14 protein-coding genes are annotated in these 15,913 nt (G+C 59.7%); 8 read left to right on the forward strand and 6 right to left on the reverse strand.

Annotation, left to right across the window (positions count from 1 at the left end; translation table 11 throughout):
- The first annotated feature begins 443 nt into the window (after positions 1 to 443).
- From AQUI_RS0119300 to AQUI_RS0119310, 3 genes are all read left to right on the forward strand, one after another.
- On the forward strand, positions 444 to 1,409 hold the full coding sequence (locus AQUI_RS0119300; protein WP_027258969.1) for a TAXI family TRAP transporter solute-binding subunit: 966 nt from the start codon (positions 444 to 446) through the stop codon (positions 1,407 to 1,409).
- 110 nt (positions 1,410 to 1,519) lie between these two features.
- Positions 1,520 to 4,510, forward strand: coding sequence for a TRAP transporter permease (locus AQUI_RS0119305; protein WP_027258970.1), 2,991 nt, complete (start codon positions 1,520 to 1,522; stop codon positions 4,508 to 4,510).
- The gene (locus AQUI_RS0119310; RefSeq protein ID WP_027258971.1) at positions 4,507 to 4,938 is read left to right on the forward strand and encodes a universal stress protein; all 432 of its coding nucleotides are present in this window, start codon (positions 4,507 to 4,509) and stop codon (positions 4,936 to 4,938) included. The genes AQUI_RS0119305 and AQUI_RS0119310 overlap by 4 nt, the downstream gene beginning before the upstream one ends.
- Before the next feature lie 27 nt (positions 4,939 to 4,965).
- Here the strand turns inward: AQUI_RS0119310 and AQUI_RS0119315 are convergent, their stop codons facing one another.
- The 3 genes from AQUI_RS0119315 to AQUI_RS0119325 are packed head-to-tail and all read right to left on the reverse strand — an operon-like array spanning position 4,966 to position 9,075.
- Complete coding sequence (locus AQUI_RS0119315) at positions 4,966 to 6,015, reverse strand: lipocalin-like domain-containing protein (RefSeq protein WP_027258972.1); 1,050 nt, start codon at positions 6,013 to 6,015, stop codon at positions 4,966 to 4,968.
- Positions 6,005 to 8,422, reverse strand: a complete 2,418-nt coding sequence (locus AQUI_RS0119320; RefSeq protein ID WP_027258973.1) for an FtsX-like permease family protein — start codon at positions 8,420 to 8,422, stop codon at positions 6,005 to 6,007. Before AQUI_RS0119320 ends, AQUI_RS0119315 begins: the two co-directional genes overlap by 11 nt.
- The gene (locus AQUI_RS0119325) at positions 8,419 to 9,075 is read right to left on the reverse strand and encodes an ABC transporter ATP-binding protein (protein WP_027258974.1); all 657 of its coding nucleotides are present in this window, start codon (positions 9,073 to 9,075) and stop codon (positions 8,419 to 8,421) included. The genes AQUI_RS0119320 and AQUI_RS0119325 overlap by 4 nt, the downstream gene beginning before the upstream one ends.
- A 185-nt stretch (positions 9,076 to 9,260) precedes the next feature.
- Between AQUI_RS0119325 and AQUI_RS0119330 the strand changes: the two genes are divergently transcribed.
- Positions 9,261 to 9,710: a potassium channel family protein gene (locus AQUI_RS0119330; RefSeq protein WP_027258975.1), complete on the forward strand. Its 450-nt coding sequence runs from the start codon at positions 9,261 to 9,263 to the stop codon at positions 9,708 to 9,710.
- Here AQUI_RS0119330 and cls read toward each other — a convergent pair.
- Positions 9,707 to 11,122: a cardiolipin synthase gene (cls, locus tag AQUI_RS0119335; protein WP_027258976.1), complete on the reverse strand. Its 1,416-nt coding sequence runs from the start codon at positions 11,120 to 11,122 to the stop codon at positions 9,707 to 9,709. The two genes, AQUI_RS0119330 and cls, sit on opposite strands and share 4 nt — an antisense overlap.
- Positions 11,123 to 11,267: 145 nt before the next feature.
- Here cls and AQUI_RS0119340 point away from each other — a divergent pair, with 145 nt between their 5' ends.
- Together AQUI_RS0119340 and AQUI_RS0119345 are read left to right on the forward strand one after the other, a co-directional pair.
- Positions 11,268 to 12,134: a YihY/virulence factor BrkB family protein gene (locus AQUI_RS0119340; protein WP_027258977.1), complete on the forward strand. Its 867-nt coding sequence runs from the start codon at positions 11,268 to 11,270 to the stop codon at positions 12,132 to 12,134.
- A 128-nt stretch (positions 12,135 to 12,262) separates the two neighbouring features.
- Positions 12,263 to 12,451: a hypothetical protein gene (locus tag AQUI_RS0119345; RefSeq protein ID WP_027258978.1), complete on the forward strand. Its 189-nt coding sequence runs from the start codon at positions 12,263 to 12,265 to the stop codon at positions 12,449 to 12,451.
- Between the two features lie 7 nt (positions 12,452 to 12,458).
- On the opposite strand, the gene AQUI_RS0119350 is transcribed toward AQUI_RS0119345, so the two are convergent.
- Both AQUI_RS0119350 and AQUI_RS0119355 read right to left on the reverse strand, forming a co-directional pair.
- Positions 12,459 to 13,175 (reverse strand): RlmE family RNA methyltransferase, encoded by a 717-nt coding sequence (locus AQUI_RS0119350; protein WP_027258979.1) that lies wholly within the window; start codon positions 13,173 to 13,175, stop codon positions 12,459 to 12,461.
- Positions 13,176 to 13,252: 77 nt separating this feature from the next.
- A complete protein-coding gene (locus AQUI_RS0119355) occupies positions 13,253 to 14,365 on the reverse strand; it encodes a Ppx/GppA phosphatase family protein (protein WP_027258980.1) in 1,113 nt (370 codons plus the stop codon).
- A gap of 283 nt (positions 14,366 to 14,648) precedes the next feature.
- Between AQUI_RS0119355 and AQUI_RS0119360 the strand changes: the two genes are divergently transcribed.
- The gene (locus tag AQUI_RS0119360; RefSeq protein ID WP_027258981.1) at positions 14,649 to 14,945 is read left to right on the forward strand and encodes a virulence factor; all 297 of its coding nucleotides are present in this window, start codon (positions 14,649 to 14,651) and stop codon (positions 14,943 to 14,945) included.
- A 26-nt stretch (positions 14,946 to 14,971) separates the two neighbouring features.
- Entirely contained in the window at positions 14,972 to 15,898 is a 927-nt protein-coding gene (locus AQUI_RS0119365; RefSeq protein WP_027258982.1) for a methylenetetrahydrofolate reductase, read from the forward strand.
- The last annotated feature ends 15 nt before the right edge of the window (positions 15,899 to 15,913 follow it).

Raw genomic sequence — 15,913 nt, forward strand, 5'->3', positions numbered from 1 at the left:
ATGTGGTGCGTATTAGCGTCATCCGGATGATTTGTCACCAGGGTGTTTTTCAAACGATCGCAAACCTGCAAAAGACCGCCCGGAAGGGCTGCCATGGCTGTGCAGCGCTGATGCACGGCTGCCCTCAGTAAGAATCGCTGTGCGGTTCACTTTTCTTGCAAGAAAAAAAATTGTGTAGAGGTGGCGGAATACACCCGGGATCTGGCGGGGAAAATTATCTAACCTTCGTCAATTAAGAGAAAAATGCGGGTTTGCGGGGTGCGTCAATAGATAGCACCCTTGACTTGGCGGGGTGCCGGTGAAACCCTTCTGCACGTGCATAATAATCCGCACACGCCCGGTCTGGCGCGCCGAATTCTGTGGCCGTGCGGGTACCGTGAACACGGTTTCACTGCCCTTCGCGCCAGGCTGCAAATCATAAGACAAGTGGGAGAGACTTGATCATGAAACACACCCAGCTGGCTATCGGTGCATTGGTGGCGGCGTCCTTTGCGGCACCCGCAGCATTTGCTCAGGAATACATCACCATCGGCACCGGCGGCGTGACCGGTGTTTATTACCCGACCGGCGGCGCCATCTGCCGTCTGGTGAACAAGGGCCGCAAGGAGCACGGCTTCAAATGCGCCGTCGAATCCACCGGCGGCTCGGTCTACAACATCAACACCATCCGCGAAGGCGAGCTGCAATTCGGCGTGGCGCAGTCCGATTGGCAGCACCATGCCTACAACGGTTCGTCCAAATTCGAAGACAAGGGGCCGTTTGAAGGCCTGCGCGCTGTGTTCTCAGTGCATCCGGAGCCGTTCACCGTGGTGGCCCGTGCCGATTCCGGCATTTCAACCTTTGACGATCTCAAAGGCAAGCGCGTGAACATCGGCAATCCGGGCTCCGGCCAACGCGGCACCATGGAAGTGCTGATGGAAGCCAAGGGCTGGGGCATGGAAGATTTCGCCCTGGCAACAGAGCTGAAGGCGGCCGAGCAGTCCGCAGCACTGTGCGACAACCAGATCGACGCGATGATCTATACCGTAGGCCACCCGTCCGGCTCGATCCAGGAAGCAACCACCGCCTGTGACTCGGTGCTGGTGACAGTTGATGGCGAGGCCGTGGACAAGCTGGTTGGCGATAACGCCTTCTACCGCACCGCCACCATCCCTGGCGGAATGTACCGCGGTTCGGATGCGGACACCCAGACCTTTGGCGTTGGCGCAACCTTTGTAACCTCGACTGATGTGTCCGAGGAGGCAGTCTATGCGGTTGTCAGCTCGGTGTTCGAAAACTTTGATGCCTTCAAGAAGCTGCATCCGGCTTTTGCCCACCTGAAGGCGGAAGAGATGATTGCAGACGGCCTGTCGGCACCGCTGCACGCCGGCGCGGCTAAGTACTACAAAGAAAAAGGCTGGATCGAATAATCCGCTGAAACTTTGAGAACGGGGCGCAGCAGCGCCCCGTTTCCTTCCCCGGCTGCGGGGAAAAATATCAGGCCGCGCCAGTTGGGCGCCGGCCCTTGGGGAGATTATCCATGACATCCGATGCTCAGGGAAATCGACCGCTCAGCGAAGAAGAACTTCAGGAACTGGTCGCGTCCTCCGACGCCGGCGCGCGCAACCCCGCGGGGGTTGCCGGCATGCTTCTGGCGGTGATTGCCGTCAGCTGGTCGCTGTTCCAGGTGATCCTAGCCTCGCCATTGGCGAACTACCTTCTTCCCGGCGCGGTCAGCAACAATTCCCGGCTTATACATCTGGCCTTTGCCTTGATGCTTGGCTTTATGGCCTACCCGGCGATGGGGCGCGAAAGCCGCAAGGTGATATCTTTCTGGCTGGGGCACCTTGGTGCAATAATCGGCATTGGCGCCTTTGCGCTTGCCATTCTCATCGCCGCGACGTCCGGCGCGATTGGTATGGCGGTTGCCATTCCTGTTGCTGCCGCAGTGGCCATTGCGCTGTCGTTGCCGACGTTTCTGAACGGGTCCGGGAAAGTCTCCCGGATTGAGAGGCTTGCTAGTGCCGGCGGTGTGTTCCTGGCGTCCGCAGTTCTTGTGTACAGCGCGCTGGCGGTGCTTGGGCAATACGTGCTCGGCGCTTGGTCCGGCGGTTTGCAGTTCTTCAGTCTTGCGGCAGGGGCAGCAGTGGCTGCAATGGCTGCCTTTGCCTGTCTGCGTGAGCGGCGCGAAACCGGCGCAGGTTACGTGCCTGTTCAGGATTGGGTACTTGCGGGGGCCGGCGTATATGTCGCGATCTATGGGTTCCTGAACTATCAGAAGATTGTCGACAGCGGCGGCCTTGCCGATGATGTCGACAAGTTCTTTGCGCTTGCCGGCCTTTTGATTCTGTTCGAGGCCGCCCGCCGGGCGCTAGGCCCGGCCATGGCGGTCATTGCAACCATTTTCTTGGCGTATGTCTTTTTCGGCTCTTCCGAATGGGTGCCGGAAGTCATTCGCTGGAAAGGCGCCAGCCTGAAAAAGGCGATGAGCCATATGTGGATCACCTCCGAGGGCGTGTTCGGCATTGCCTTGGGGGTTTCCACCAAATTTGTCTTCCTGTTCGTGCTGTTCGGTGCGCTGCTGGATAAGGCGGGGGCCGGCAACTACTTCATCAAGATGGCTTTTGGCGCGCTCGGCCACCTGCGCGGCGGCCCGGCTAAGGCGGCTGTTGTGGGTTCTGCCGCGACCGGCCTGATTTCCGGCTCCTCCATCGCCAACGTGGTCACCACCGGCACTTTCACCATTCCGCTGATGAAGCGGGTGGGCTTCACCTCTGAACAGGCTGGCTCGGTCGAGGTTGCGTCATCCGTGAACGGCCAGATCATGCCGCCGGTGATGGGCGCTGCGGCCTTCCTGATGGTGGAATACGTGGGTATCTCCTATGTCGAAGTGATCACCCATGCCTTCCTGCCCGCCGCGATTTCCTACATCGCGCTGGTCTACATTGTGCATCTGGAGGCTGTGAAGCGGAATATGCCGACGCTGGGCAACCGCGTTGTCTCCATGGGGCGCACGATTGGTGGCATGGCGCTGTTCTTTGCCGGTTTTGCAGCCCTCTGCTATGGCGTGCAGTACCCGGTCAAATGGATCACCTCAGCCATGCCGGGTGCCTCCGGGCTGACCCTGTCGGCGCTGGTGTTCGCAGCTTATGTAGCCCTGTTGTGGCTGGCTTCCGGCGTCGATGACCTGGTGCCGGATGACCCCAACGCCAAAGAGGTCGAACTGCCGGTTGTGGGTGAGATCTATAAGGCAGGCCTGCACTACCTGCTGCCGATCATCGTGCTGGTCTACTTCCTGATGATTGAGCAGAAGTCCCCGGGGCTGTCGGCCTTCTGGGCAACTGCACTGCTGTTTGTGATCCTGCTGACGCAAAAACCGCTCAAGACGATCTTCCGCGGTCAAAGCAATATGGCCAATTCCTTTATGGAGGGCGTCCAAGACCTGTGGAACGGGTTGATCGATGGCGCGCGCAACATGATCGGCATCGCGCTGGCCACGGCCACAGCGGGTGTGATCGTGGGCACCGTGACGCTGACCGGTGTGGGGCAGGTGATGTCCGAACTGGTGGAGTTTGTCTCGGGCGGCAATCTGATCCTGATGCTGGTGATGGTTGGTATTCTGTCGCTGGTTCTGGGCATGGGGCTGCCGACCACCGCCAACTACATTGTGGTCAGCTCGCTGATGGCCGGTGTGGTGGTCGAACTCGGCGCGCAGTCAGGTCTGATTGTGCCGCTGATCGCGGTGCATCTGTTTGTGTTCTACTTCGGGATCATGGCCGATGTGACGCCGCCTGTGGGGCTTGCCAGCTTCGCCGCGGCTGCTGTGTCTGGCGGCGATGCGATCCGCACGGGGTTCACCGCCTTCTTCTACAGCTTGCGGACCGTGGCGCTGCCGTTTGTGTTCATCTTCAACACCGATCTCTTGCTGATTGATGTGAACTGGATACAAGGCATCCTTGTCGCCATATCAGCGACCATAGCCATCCTGGTCTTCACAGCCGGAACCATGGGTTACTTCGTCAGCCGCAGCCGGATTTATGAAAGCGTCCTGCTGATCTTTGCAGCCTTTGCGCTGTTCCGGCCCGACTTCTTCATGGACCGGGTGATGCCGCCCTTTGAACAGGTGCCGCCGTCCCAGCTGGTTCAGGCCCTGGATGAGGCTGAAGCGGGGGCGGAGTTCAGGATCACGGTCGAAGGCCCTGATTTCGATACGTCCGAGATCAAGAGTACCACGATGATCCTGACCGCTGATGGCAGTGGCGGCCAGCAGGCGGTTGACGCCTATGGACTGCTGCTGCTGGAGGAAGATGGCGCGGTGAAGCTGGAGGAGCCGATGTTCGGCACCCCGGCGGCACCCAATCTGGAGAGTTTTGATTTCTACGCCGATGAACCAGTGCAGATTGCAACAATTCAAGCACCGGCCAGCCAGTTGCCCAAAGAGCTGATCTTTCTCCCGGCACTGCTGCTGGTGGCGCTGGTCGCATTGATGCAGCGCGGCCGTGCGCGTGAACAAAAAGGAGTCCCGGCATGAACAAACCTGTTCTATGCGCCCTGGAACTGAGCGATCCAGCGTCCGACGAAAAAGTTCTGACCCAGGCCGCCCGGCTGGCGGATCTGGACGGTGCCCAGCTGGATGTCGTCAATGTGCTGCCGGATTTTGGTGAAAGCTGGGTTTCTGGCTTCTTTGAGGAACACCACCACCAAAAAGCGGTCAAGGACACCACCCAGCGGCTGCGCGATCTTTGTACCAAAGTGCTGGGAAAGGATGGCAACGCCAAGGTGCGCCATCTGGTGGCGACGGGCAAAGCCTATCAGGAGATCCTGAAGGTGGCCGAAACGGCGGGCAGCGGGCTGATTGTGATCGGCGCACATAAGCCAGACCTGAAGGACTATTTGCTCGGGCCCAATGCGGCCCGGGTGATCCGGCATTCGGACTGCTCAGTCTTTGTGGTTCGCTGAAGAAACTAAGGGCGCCTGCGGGCGCCCTTAGTCGTAGCCGGTCATCTCAAGGTAGCCTTTGCCGCTATGGCTGCCCGTGACGGTCACCGGCCCCTCCCAGTAAGAAAATGAGGTTCCCATCCAGCTTTGCGGGTTAAGTGCCTGAACCTCAACGGAAACGCCTTTGTCTGGCAGGGTTGCTTTCCAGCTGGTCGGGATCTTTCGTCCTTGCACATCACTTTCAGCGCCCGCTTCTGCGCGGAAGGCGCCCGGGGGCAGTGGTTCTGCCACGCCTTCCGCCGTAATCCAGGTGCCCGACGTGAAATCACCGCTGTCGCCACGCAGCACGAACCCCATCAGCTTTTCACCGCTGTCAAAGCTGAGCGAGAACCAGTCCCAGCCGCTTTGATCCTCCGCCAATGGCTGACTTGACCATTCGCGGTCCAGCCAGCCATGACCTGTGACGTCAACCGGACCGCCAGGCAGATCAAGCGTTCCGGAAACCTGATAAAACGGTTGAGAGTAATAATAGCTCGCCTGCCCGCTGTCGGATTTCACAGAATACCCTTCCTCTCCATGCAGCACCAGCGGACCTTCAGCGGTGAGCCGCAAGTCATAGGAAAACTCTTGACCAGAGGCCGCTATCTCCATCTTTTCAAGTGCCTCTCCCGTGGAGCGCATCTGCCAATCCCCGATCCAGGCGTCGAAAGGATCAGCCGACACCCCAGCCTGACCTACACCTCCGCGGGCAATGCGTTCGGCGAACAGGTGCTGGTCCGGTGCCGTTACTGCGGCATGGGCCATCCAGATTTGCGGGCTTTGCCAGCCCTCGGCCTCTCCCGGCGCCAGAGCGGAGCGGAACAACGTCCACTGGATGCCGTAATCTCTGCCGCTGGCATCTGTCAGGTTGGCGGTTAAGTACCACCACTCAATGCGAAAATCCGGATGGGCGCCGTGGTCCTGAGGAAAAGACAGCTTGCGGCCGAGCTCTGGCACCGCAAACCCTTCGGCCTCAGTACCCAGACCGGCATAACCCTGCGGCAGGGCTGCGGTGGCCCAGCCTGCGAGGAGGAACGGGAATATGGATCTAACGTTCATTGGCAAACACCTTGAGCAGTTCCGCAGGATCCAGGCGGCTGAGACGGCGGGCGGGCAGGGCAGCCGCCACCACCGCTGCCAGCAAGGCCAGCAGAATAAGCCGCAGCCAGTCCTCTGGAAACAGATGCATCGGCAGCTTCCAGCCAAACGCCTCAACATTGATGACGGCCAGCAGCGCCCAGGCCAAAACAAGCCCCAGCGGCAAGGCCAGAACCGCGGTGATCGCGGCCAGAAGAAGGCTGCGCAGGATTTCGGCACCGGCCAGCTGGCGGCGGCTGAGACCCATCGCCCAAACCGGGGCAAGCTGCGGCAAACGCTGGCTCCATAGGGTAAGAAGGCTGGTAAGCATGGCAAACCCGGCCACTCCCAGCGTCAGCAGATTCAGCGCGGAGGTTATGGTAAAGGTCCGCTCAAAGACGCCCAGAGAGCGGGCTTTGATGCCCACCTGGTCGACGATGTTTTCTCGTGGTATTTCAAACGCTTCACGAATGTAGGTTGCCAATTCTGGAACATCTTCTGCAGGCAGTCTCAGCCCGAACTGCCGGTTGGGAATATCCGGTGCGCGGGCTAGCAATGCGGCGAGAGAGGTGATCACTTGGCCATTCGGATTACCATAGTCGGAATAAATCCCGGCAATTGTCAGCTCCCAATCCGGAGCCAATGCCAAAGTACGCCCGGGCTTAAGGTCATGACGGCGGGCAAATTGTTCATTGACCAGCAGGGCCTCTCCTGCGGCGACACGGTCCCAGACGTTCGGCAGCGCCTCCAGCAGCGGCCAATTCTGCCGGTAGGTCTCATCATCCGCAACGCCGTATATCCGCAGCGGTGCCCCCTTGTAGCGGATGTCACTGTGCCGGATCGGCAGCACGGTTATGCCGCGGTCTTCCAGCCATTGGGTTAGCCTCTCTCCCTGTTCATCGCTTGTCGTGGTCACATAAACTTCAGCCGGCAGGCGTTGATCCAGCCAACCGGTAAAGGTGAGCCTGAAACTGGAAACCATTGTTCCGACGCCAATATTCGTCGCCAACGCCAGCAGCAGCGCCATCAGGGCAAGCGACATCCCCGGCAATTGCGCCCGGGTGTCGGCCCAAAGCCATTCGGCAAATGGACGTGTGCACAGCCGCGCCCCGATCCGCAGACCGGTGGAGATCAGCAGCGGCAGCATCAGTGCAGCCCCCAGCATAAGCCCGGACAGAAAGACAAAACCCGCAATAAGTCCTTGAAAAATAAGGATTACCGTAAGGCCTGCAAGCAAACAAACGACACCTGCGATCGCCGCTGCCAGATGCGAATTGCTTGCCTGTTGTCCGCGGGCCTGGGTTGCAGGTGCAGCCAGCAAGGGCATCCGCCATAAAGCGTAAAGCGCCTGTGCCCCGGCCAGGAACGTGCCGCCGCAGGCCATTGCCAGCCCGGACAATACCCACTCAAGACGTAGGCTGAGGGCGCCATCCACCGAGGCGCCATAGAGGCCGGACAGCGTGGCCTGAACATCCGGCAGCAGTGCTGCAGCCACCAGATAACCGCCGGCCAGCCCCGCAATACCGGAAATCAGCGCAACAACCGCAAGTTCCGCTGCGAACAGGGCAACCAGAGCCCGCATCGGAACACCCAGACCGCGCAATGTCCGGATCATGCTGCGGCGCTGCTCCAGGCTGAGGCCGATGGTCCCTTGAACAATGAACAGCCCAACAGCAAAGGACAACAAACCAAAGGCTGTCAGGTTGAGGTGGAAACTGTCGGTAAGCCGCGCCGTATCTGCCGCAGCATTCCGGGCAGGAATGCGGGTCAGGCCAGGGGCAAGTTGCTCCAGCGGTGTCAGGCCGGGAATTTGATCCGGCAGAATGATCAGGTAGCTGAGACTGTCCGGCTGGCGCAGCAGCCGGCTGGCCAAACTAATGTCGGCGATCAGCACACCGCGCGGCAACCTGTCCGTTTGGGTGACCGGGTGCTCACTCTGCGCAGCGGAAAGCATCTGCGCAGTTTCAGGGTGGGCAAAAAACCGGCCCGGCGGCAGCAGCGCATCCAATGCAGGTGCGCTGTCCTGCTCTGCCGCTTCAGCCAGGGCCGGGACCAACGGATGGCTCAGCAGATCAATACCCATGATATCAAAGCTTTGCCGCTTGAATCTGACAGTTCCTTCCAGAACAGGCGTCAGCTGCCAGCCCGACCGGCGTAGGCTTGCGTATTGCCGCAGCGGGATTGAGCCGTCTTCCGGCGCCAGCCGGTCCGCAACTGTTGTGCCAAGCTGCTCCGCGGCGCGGGCGTAGCTGGCGCGGGCCTCGCCGTTGATCGCCTGAACTGCGGACCATAACCCCGTTGCAAGGGCCAGCCCGGCCATGAGCGTCACCAATTGCAAGGGATGCCGGCGCCAGTGCGACAGGATGGCACTCAGCGCGGTGCGGATCATGCGGTTTGGCCAAGCTGCAAATGCAGGCGCTGGTCCAGCATCCTGGCAATGGCGTCGGAATGCGTGACCAGAAACAGGGCCGCGCCGCTTTCCCGCACCAGCTCCAGCATCAGGTCCATCACCGCTGCACTGGCGGTCTCATCCAGATTACCGGTCGGCTCATCCGCCAGCAGCAATTTTGGGCGCAAGGCCAGGGCACGGCCAATGGCAACCCGCTGTTGCTGCCCGCCAGAGAGCTGCTCTGGATAGCGATCAAGCAAGCCGGTCAGGCCAAGACGGTCCGCCAGCGCTTGCCCCCAGTCCGCGTCCCACCGGTTGCCCAACCGCGCATGCAACGAGATATTTTGCCAAATGCTGAGTGACGGGATTAGATTAAACTGCTGGAAAACGAGAGAAACATCTTTTCGCCGCAACGCCGCGCGCTGCCGGTCTCTGAGGTTTGAAAGCGGGGTGCCCGCAATTTCAATTTCGCCACTGTCAAAACGGTCCAATGCCCCGGCCAAATGCAGCAATGTGCTTTTTCCGGAGCCGCTGTCACCCGTCAGCGCCAGGCTGCTGCCAGCCGGCAAATCCAAAGACACCCCGCGCAAGACAGCGGTTTCCAGCGTCTGTCCCGGATAGGTTTTGGTAACATTGCGGATCTTCAAAACCATTCCGCGGCACCCTCCTGCGCTTTGGTCTTCAATGCCTGCAACGGCACTCAATACCTCTGCCAGGAAGATGTCCAGTGCGGCACAAAGGCTGGCCCATCGGGCATTCTTATGGTTAAGCGTTGCGGAATACATTTCTAAGGTGCCGAGAAGCCCCAAAACAGCTTCACACCGACGGGAGAGCCAATATGACGCTATGGAACCAGTTGCTGTGGGGCTCAGTCTATCTGAGTGTCTGTCTGATCCTCGAAATCTCTGTTTTGGTTTTGTGTTCCGCCGTGTTGAACAAGCTGTCGGCGGGCTTTCCCAAACCTTTCAGGCCCTGGCAGATCGGTATTTTGCTGGTGGTGGCGATTTTCATCATTCTGGGCAGTCATACGGCTCAGGTCTGGATCTGGTCCGCCGCTTTTGTTCTGGTCGGTGCGATCGGCGACTGGAACACATCAGTCTATTTTTCCCTGGCGACTTATACCACGCTTGGCTACGGCGATGTTGTTCTGGGTCCGGCGTTGCGGATATTTGCCGCCTTCGCCGCAGTCACCGGGTTATTCGGCTTTGGGATCAGCACGGCCTTTCTGGTCAGCGCAATGGGGCGGCTGTTTTCCCTGAACGGAGAAACGCATAGCGCAAAGGATTAAAGCACAGGAGCCAGCAAGCGCACGACGGGAGCCAGCAAGCGAATGCGCAATGCCTGCCGGTCCAGCGGCTGTATAAGCTCGGTAGATCGTTGGAAATCCCTGGCCAGCATTTCAGAGATTTCGCGCGCGGACCGCGGGTCGAAAAACAAGGCCATGGTTTCAAAATTCAGCCGGAATGACCGGTAGTCGAGGTTCGCCGTACCTACACCCGATATCCTGTCATCGATAACAAAACACTTCTGATGCATGAAGCCGCCGCGGTAGCGCAGGATACGAACGCCAGCCTCCCGCAGCTCATCAAAAAATGCAAAGCCCGCTAGCCACGGCAGGTGGTGATCAATGGAATCCGGCAGAAGGATCCGGACATCCAGCCCGCGCAACGCGGCATGTTTCAAGGCAGCAAGCACCTCCTGATCCGGGACCAGATACGGGGAGGCCAGCCAAACTTTTTCCTGTGCCGCGGTTATTGCCGAGAAATACAGCATGGATCCGTTGCCAATGGTATCGCCGGGCCCTGTCGAGACGATCAGGGCGGGCCGGTTTTGCGGTGACCGTTCAGCGTCCCAATTCAACAGGTCCAGGACCGGCTCTTGCGTGCGCCAGTGCCAATCCTCAGCAAAGGAGAGCTGCAGCTGCTGAACAACCGGGCCGGAGAGGCGTACATGCGTATCCCGCCATGGCCCCATAACAGGGTCCAGCCCCATGTATTCTTCGCCGGCATTCAAACCGCCGGTAAAGCCTGTCCGGCCGTCCACAATGACGGTTTTACGGTGGTTGCGGAAATTGATGCGAAGCCGGTGCCAAGGACGCCGTTGCACCGCCGGATCAATCATGTTGACACCTGCCTCCTCCAGCGCGCGGGTAAAGCTGCCGGGCAGATTCCGGCTGCCGATGCTGTCTGCCATGAACCAAACCGTTACGCCGCGTTCTGCGGCTTCTATCAGCTTTCTCTGAAGCTGCCTTCCCACTGTGTCCGCGCGCAGAATGTAGTATTGAACAAGAATATATTCCTGCGCTTTATCAATCTCTTCGAAGATGGCGCTAAAGGTATTTTCGCCGTCGATCAACAATTCCAATCCGTTCCCGCGGCAGACGGTCAATCCGGCAATTGTTTCAAAAGGCGCGGTGTTTACCGGCAGTTTCTGTGCATCTTCGGACTGGGCGCTGGTATAGTTCCGCATGGCAGCAACAGCCTGTTCCGCGGCGCGGCGTGCCTTCCAGTATCCTTTGAACCGGTGGTGGCCAAAAATCATATAGGCGGGCAGGGCGGCGATCGGGGCAGCCAGCAGGAAGACCGCCCAGCCGATCGCCCCTTGCGGCGTGCGCGCCGTTCGGGCCGCGCTGAGGGCAGCAAGCCCCGCAGCCGTCCAGGTTGCGGAAATAGCTGCGGTGCTGAGAACAATCCAAAACATCTGAAAGTCCTACGAGAGTGCTTTGCTTTCAAATTAGTACTGAAAGGCGGTGCCTGCTACACCCGGCCGGGCTGCGGCAAGCGGAAATCAGGGCGTTTGATCTTTGCCGCTGGCAATTTCCTAATGGTTGTGGAACCTTGCGCCTATGCCGATCCTTCCGCCATTACGCTGCTGGCCTGCAGCCTTGCTGGACGCCGCCCGCCGTTTCAACCGGAAAAACGGCTGGGTGATGAGCAGCCATATCGCCATGTCGATGATGCTGGCGCTATTTCCGTTTGTTCTGTTTACAGTGGCATTGGCGGGGACAGTCGCCGGTTTGCTGTCGCAGGACATCGCCATGGAAACCATGACGGAACAAGTGTTCAGCGTTTGGCCGGACACGGTGGCGCGGCCGATCCTGACCGAGCTTAAAGCGGTGCTGCAGACATCAAATACCCAGCTTGTCACCCTGGGCGGTCTGTTTGCGCTTTATTTTGCATCAAATGGCGTCGATGCCGTCCGCACTGCCATGGTGCAGGCTTATCATGATACTGATACAAGACCGTTTTGGCGGTCGAGGGCGCTGTGCATCGGGCTGGTCGTTCTGGGCGGGGCAGGTATTCTGGCCGTCACCGTATTTGAAGTGATACTGCCGCTCTATGTCAGGCACATCGCCCAATTGCTGCCCTTCGACAGTGTTCCAAAAGGCTGGGAGAAGGGCCTGAGGGGCGTTCTGGCGCTGGCTCTTCCCACCGGCGCGGTGCTGGCGTTTCATGTTCTGCTGCCGGGCCGCGTGCACCGTTTGCGGCGGATCCTGCCGGGCGCAATCCTGACCCTGCTGCTGTGGCTGGCCTGCGGCAGCGGCTTTGCGTTTTACGTGGGATCTTTTGCGCAATACTCGGCCACATACGCAGGGCTAGCCGGAGCCATGGCGGCAATGATCTTCCTCTATCTGAATTCGGCCATCCTGATCTTGGGGGCCGAATTCAATGGTGCGCTGATCGAGATTGCCAACGGGATGGGCCGGTCGTGAGAGCTGCGGATTTTCGGCAACTGTTTCCGTTTCTTCAACAATAAGGCAGTCCCGCCCCATTTGAGCCCGCCTTGCGGCCCAATCGCCTTGTAGATCTTCACGAAGAAGCGAATCCAGAAGGGGCCGTCATGACAAAACTGCAAAACAAACTGCGTCACATGCGGCTGTTTGAACTGATGCGCCAGCGTGAAATGGCCAGCCATGTCAGCCGCAAGCTGCGGGTGTCCCGGCTGACTGACGGCGAGGGAGATGAGGCCATCCTGCTGCGCGATCTGGCGACCCGGTCGCTGACCGCACCGCACAGCCGCCGGGTCTGACGGGATCTTAGCCCCGGAACCCGGTTGCCACCACAAATTTCTCGGAGCTGTCCGACCGTGAGGAGGGCGGTTTCATGTTTGTTACTTTGGTGAATTTCTGCTTCAACAGCTTTTGCAGCTCTCCTTCGGCACCGCCGGCCAGAACTTTGGCCACAAAGGTGCCGCCTTCCTCCAGAACGTCAAAGGCAAAATAGGCAGCTGTTTCACACAATGAGATGATCCGCATGTGATCTGTCTGCTTATGGCCGGAACTTGCCGCCGCCATATCGGACATCACCACGTCAGCCTTGCCGCCAAGCCATTCCTTGACCTTATCGTCAGCCCCGTCGTCCATGAAGTCCAGCTGATGGAACTCGGCACCGGCCAGCGCTTCAACTTCCTGCAGGTCCACGCCGATAATGCGGCCAACCGCCTTGCCCTGTTTCTCGCCCAGAGCATTGATGCGTTTTACCGCCACCTGCGCCCAGCCGCCGGGCGCACAGCCCAGATCGACGATCCGGGCACCGGGTACCAGAAAGCGGTACTTGTCGTCCAGTTCCATGATCTTATAGGCCGCGCGCCCGCGATAGCCTTCGGCCTGGGCCCGTTTGACATAAGGGTCATTCAGCTGCCGCTGCAGCCAAAGAGTCGAGCTGAGCTTGCGTCCTCGTGCGGATTTCACCTTGACCTTCAGATCGCGCTGACCGCGTCCGGATGTGTTCTTACCTGTCGGCGTCTTTGCCATCATCGTCACCATTTGCATCGGGGTGCGGAATTTTTCAAAAACTCCGGCCCGGAAAAATCCAATTTTTCCGGCCCCGCCTAGTAGGGGCCGTCCTCCAGAACGCCATCCGCGCTCATCTGTGCATAAAGCAGCCCCTCGCGCAGGCCGCGGTCCGCAACCGACAGCCGGTCGGTCGGCCAGCAGCGCAGCAATGCCTGCAGGATTGCAGACCCGGACATGATCAGCGCCTGGCGGTCCTCGCCGATGCGGGGATCGCGGCGGCGGCCCAGAGGTCCGAGTTCTAGATAACCCCGGATCACCTTGTCAATCTGATCGCTGGTCATCCGCAGCCCGTCCACCTTGGTCCGGTCATATCGTTTCAACCCCAAATGCGACGCCGCAACGGTTGTGACAGTGCCCGAGGTGCCAACGATCTGAAAACCGGCCCGGGTCTGCTCGTCCTTATAGGGCGCAAAATCAGCCAGGTTTTCCTCAAAGAACCAGCTCATCAGCGCAAAGCGGGCGGCGTCATCTTCCACATCGTTGAACTGGTCCCGCAATGTGGCAACCCCAAGGGGCACCGAAATCCAATCCACCACCTTGGCCGCGGGAAACGGGCTTTCGGTGGAATGGAACCCGTTATGCAGCCGCATGATAGCAGCGGGGCGGTCGCGCCGCGGCACCGAAGAGATGTCGATCCACACCAGTTCGGTCGAGCCGCCGCCGATATCGACCACCAGCAGCTGATCCGTTTTGGTAGAGACCAGCGGTGCGCAGGAAATCACCGCCAGCCGCGCCTCTTCTTCCGGCTGGATGATTTCAAGTGTCAGGCCGGTTTCCCGTTTCACCTGGCGGATGAAATCGCGGGCATTCTTTGCCCGGCGGCAGGCCTCGGTTGCCACCAGCCGCATCCGCCTGACCCTGTTCCGCTTAAGCTTTTGCTGGCAGATCCGCAGCGCCTGAATGGTGCGCGCCATCGAGGACCGCGACAACCGTCCGGTCCGCTCCAGCCCGGCGCCGAGCTGCACCGACTTGGAGAAACTGTCAACCACATGGATGCCGCTGCCCTTGGGCTGGGCGATCAGCATGCGGCAGCTATTTGTTCCCAAATCCAGCGCTGCATAAAGCGCATCAGGATCGGGACGGGCCGGTGCAGGGGTTTCGACCGCTTTGGGAAACGCACCCGCACCTTTCGAGCGCCTGGGCGCCATGATTCACGCCCTCCGATTATCGTGTTAACAATGACAATAGGTGCGCCCGGCCGGTGGCGCAAGCGCCTGCAAGCAGAAGCGAAGCAAATTCCGCTGCTTCGAGGAAATCTCATAATCCACATGAAAATTTTGGCAGGAACCCCCTGTGGCATTCGAAAGTGCACAAAGCTAGTGTCCCGGCAGCAAAACGTCGCTCTATCCCATCGTGTTGTCGAAAATCGACCAACGTGCGGGCGGCCGCCGCTCTAGAACGTGGTCTATCCAGGCTAGGAGGAAATTAGGCATGCCCGACGTTACGATCGTATACTGGCGCGATATCCCTGCGCAGGTCATCGTTGGCAAAGGCCGCCGCGGCGCCAAACGGCAGCTCGAAGAACGGTTCGAGCAGGCCATCGACCGCGCGGCCATGAAGGTGAACGCCAAGGACGCGGACGCCTATCTTGCCGAGTGGCGCAAGGCCGCGCCTTATGCCGCCGAAGGCGAAGCGGCCGATGTTGCCGAAGCCGAGGCAACCCGCCTGGAAACAGAATACGATCAGGACCGCTTGAAGACCCTGATTGCAAATGACGGATGGGCGTGAGCCTGACACCACTATGGGAGGCCGTGATGGCTTTGCTGAACTTTAAGAAACGCGATTCTGGTGCTGGCCAGACTGCCACCCCCGAAATGGAAGCCTTCCTGAAAGGCTACTCCATCGAGGTGATGCCGCGCACTGCGGCCAAGGTCGATGATTTCCGCGATCTGCTGCCCGCCGGAACCCGTGTCTATGTCGCGCACATCGAAGGCACCCCGATTGAGGACATGGTCGACACTGCCAAGCGCATCGCCGGCGAAGGCTATGATGTGATGCCGCACTTCCCGGCGCGTATCATCAAGGACAAGGCAACCCTTGGCGACTGGATCAACCGTTACCAGGGTGAAGCAGGCGTGAAGCAGGGCCTGATCCTGGCCGGCGGCGTGGCCAAGCCGCATGGCGATTTCGATAGCTCGATGCAGCTGCTGGAAACCGGGCTGTTCGACGATGCGGGCTTTACCAACCTGCACGTTGCGGGCCATCCTGAGCCGAACCTGGACATCGACCCCAAAGGCGGCCGTGCCAACACCTATGCGGCGCTCGATTGGAAGCAGGAATTCTCCAAGCGCACCGACGCTGATATGGCGCTGGCAACCCAGTTCTGTTTCGAAGCACAGCCGGTGATCGACTGGGTGAACGAGCTGAGCGAGCGCGGCATGAACCTGCCGGTTCATATCGGCATCGCCGGCCCGGCCAAACTGCAGACCATGATCAAGTTCGCAATCGCCTGCGGTGTCGGCCCGTCACTCAAAGTGCTGCAGAAACGCGCCAAGGACGTCTCCAAGCTGCTGCTGCCGCATGAGCCGGGCGAGGTTCTGGCGGGTCTGGCAGCACATAAGGCGGCCAACCCCGATTTCGCAATTGAGAAGGTCCACTTCTTCCCGCTGGGCGGCATCAAGACCAATGCCACCTGGGCGATCAACAACGGCGGCGATTCCGCAAAGCCGGTTAACTCCTAAGACCCTAAGGATCAA

Origin of the sequence: Leisingera aquimarina DSM 24565 (genome assembly GCF_000473165.1) — a bacterium.
GTDB lineage: Bacteria > Pseudomonadota > Alphaproteobacteria > Rhodobacterales > Rhodobacteraceae > Leisingera > Leisingera aquimarina.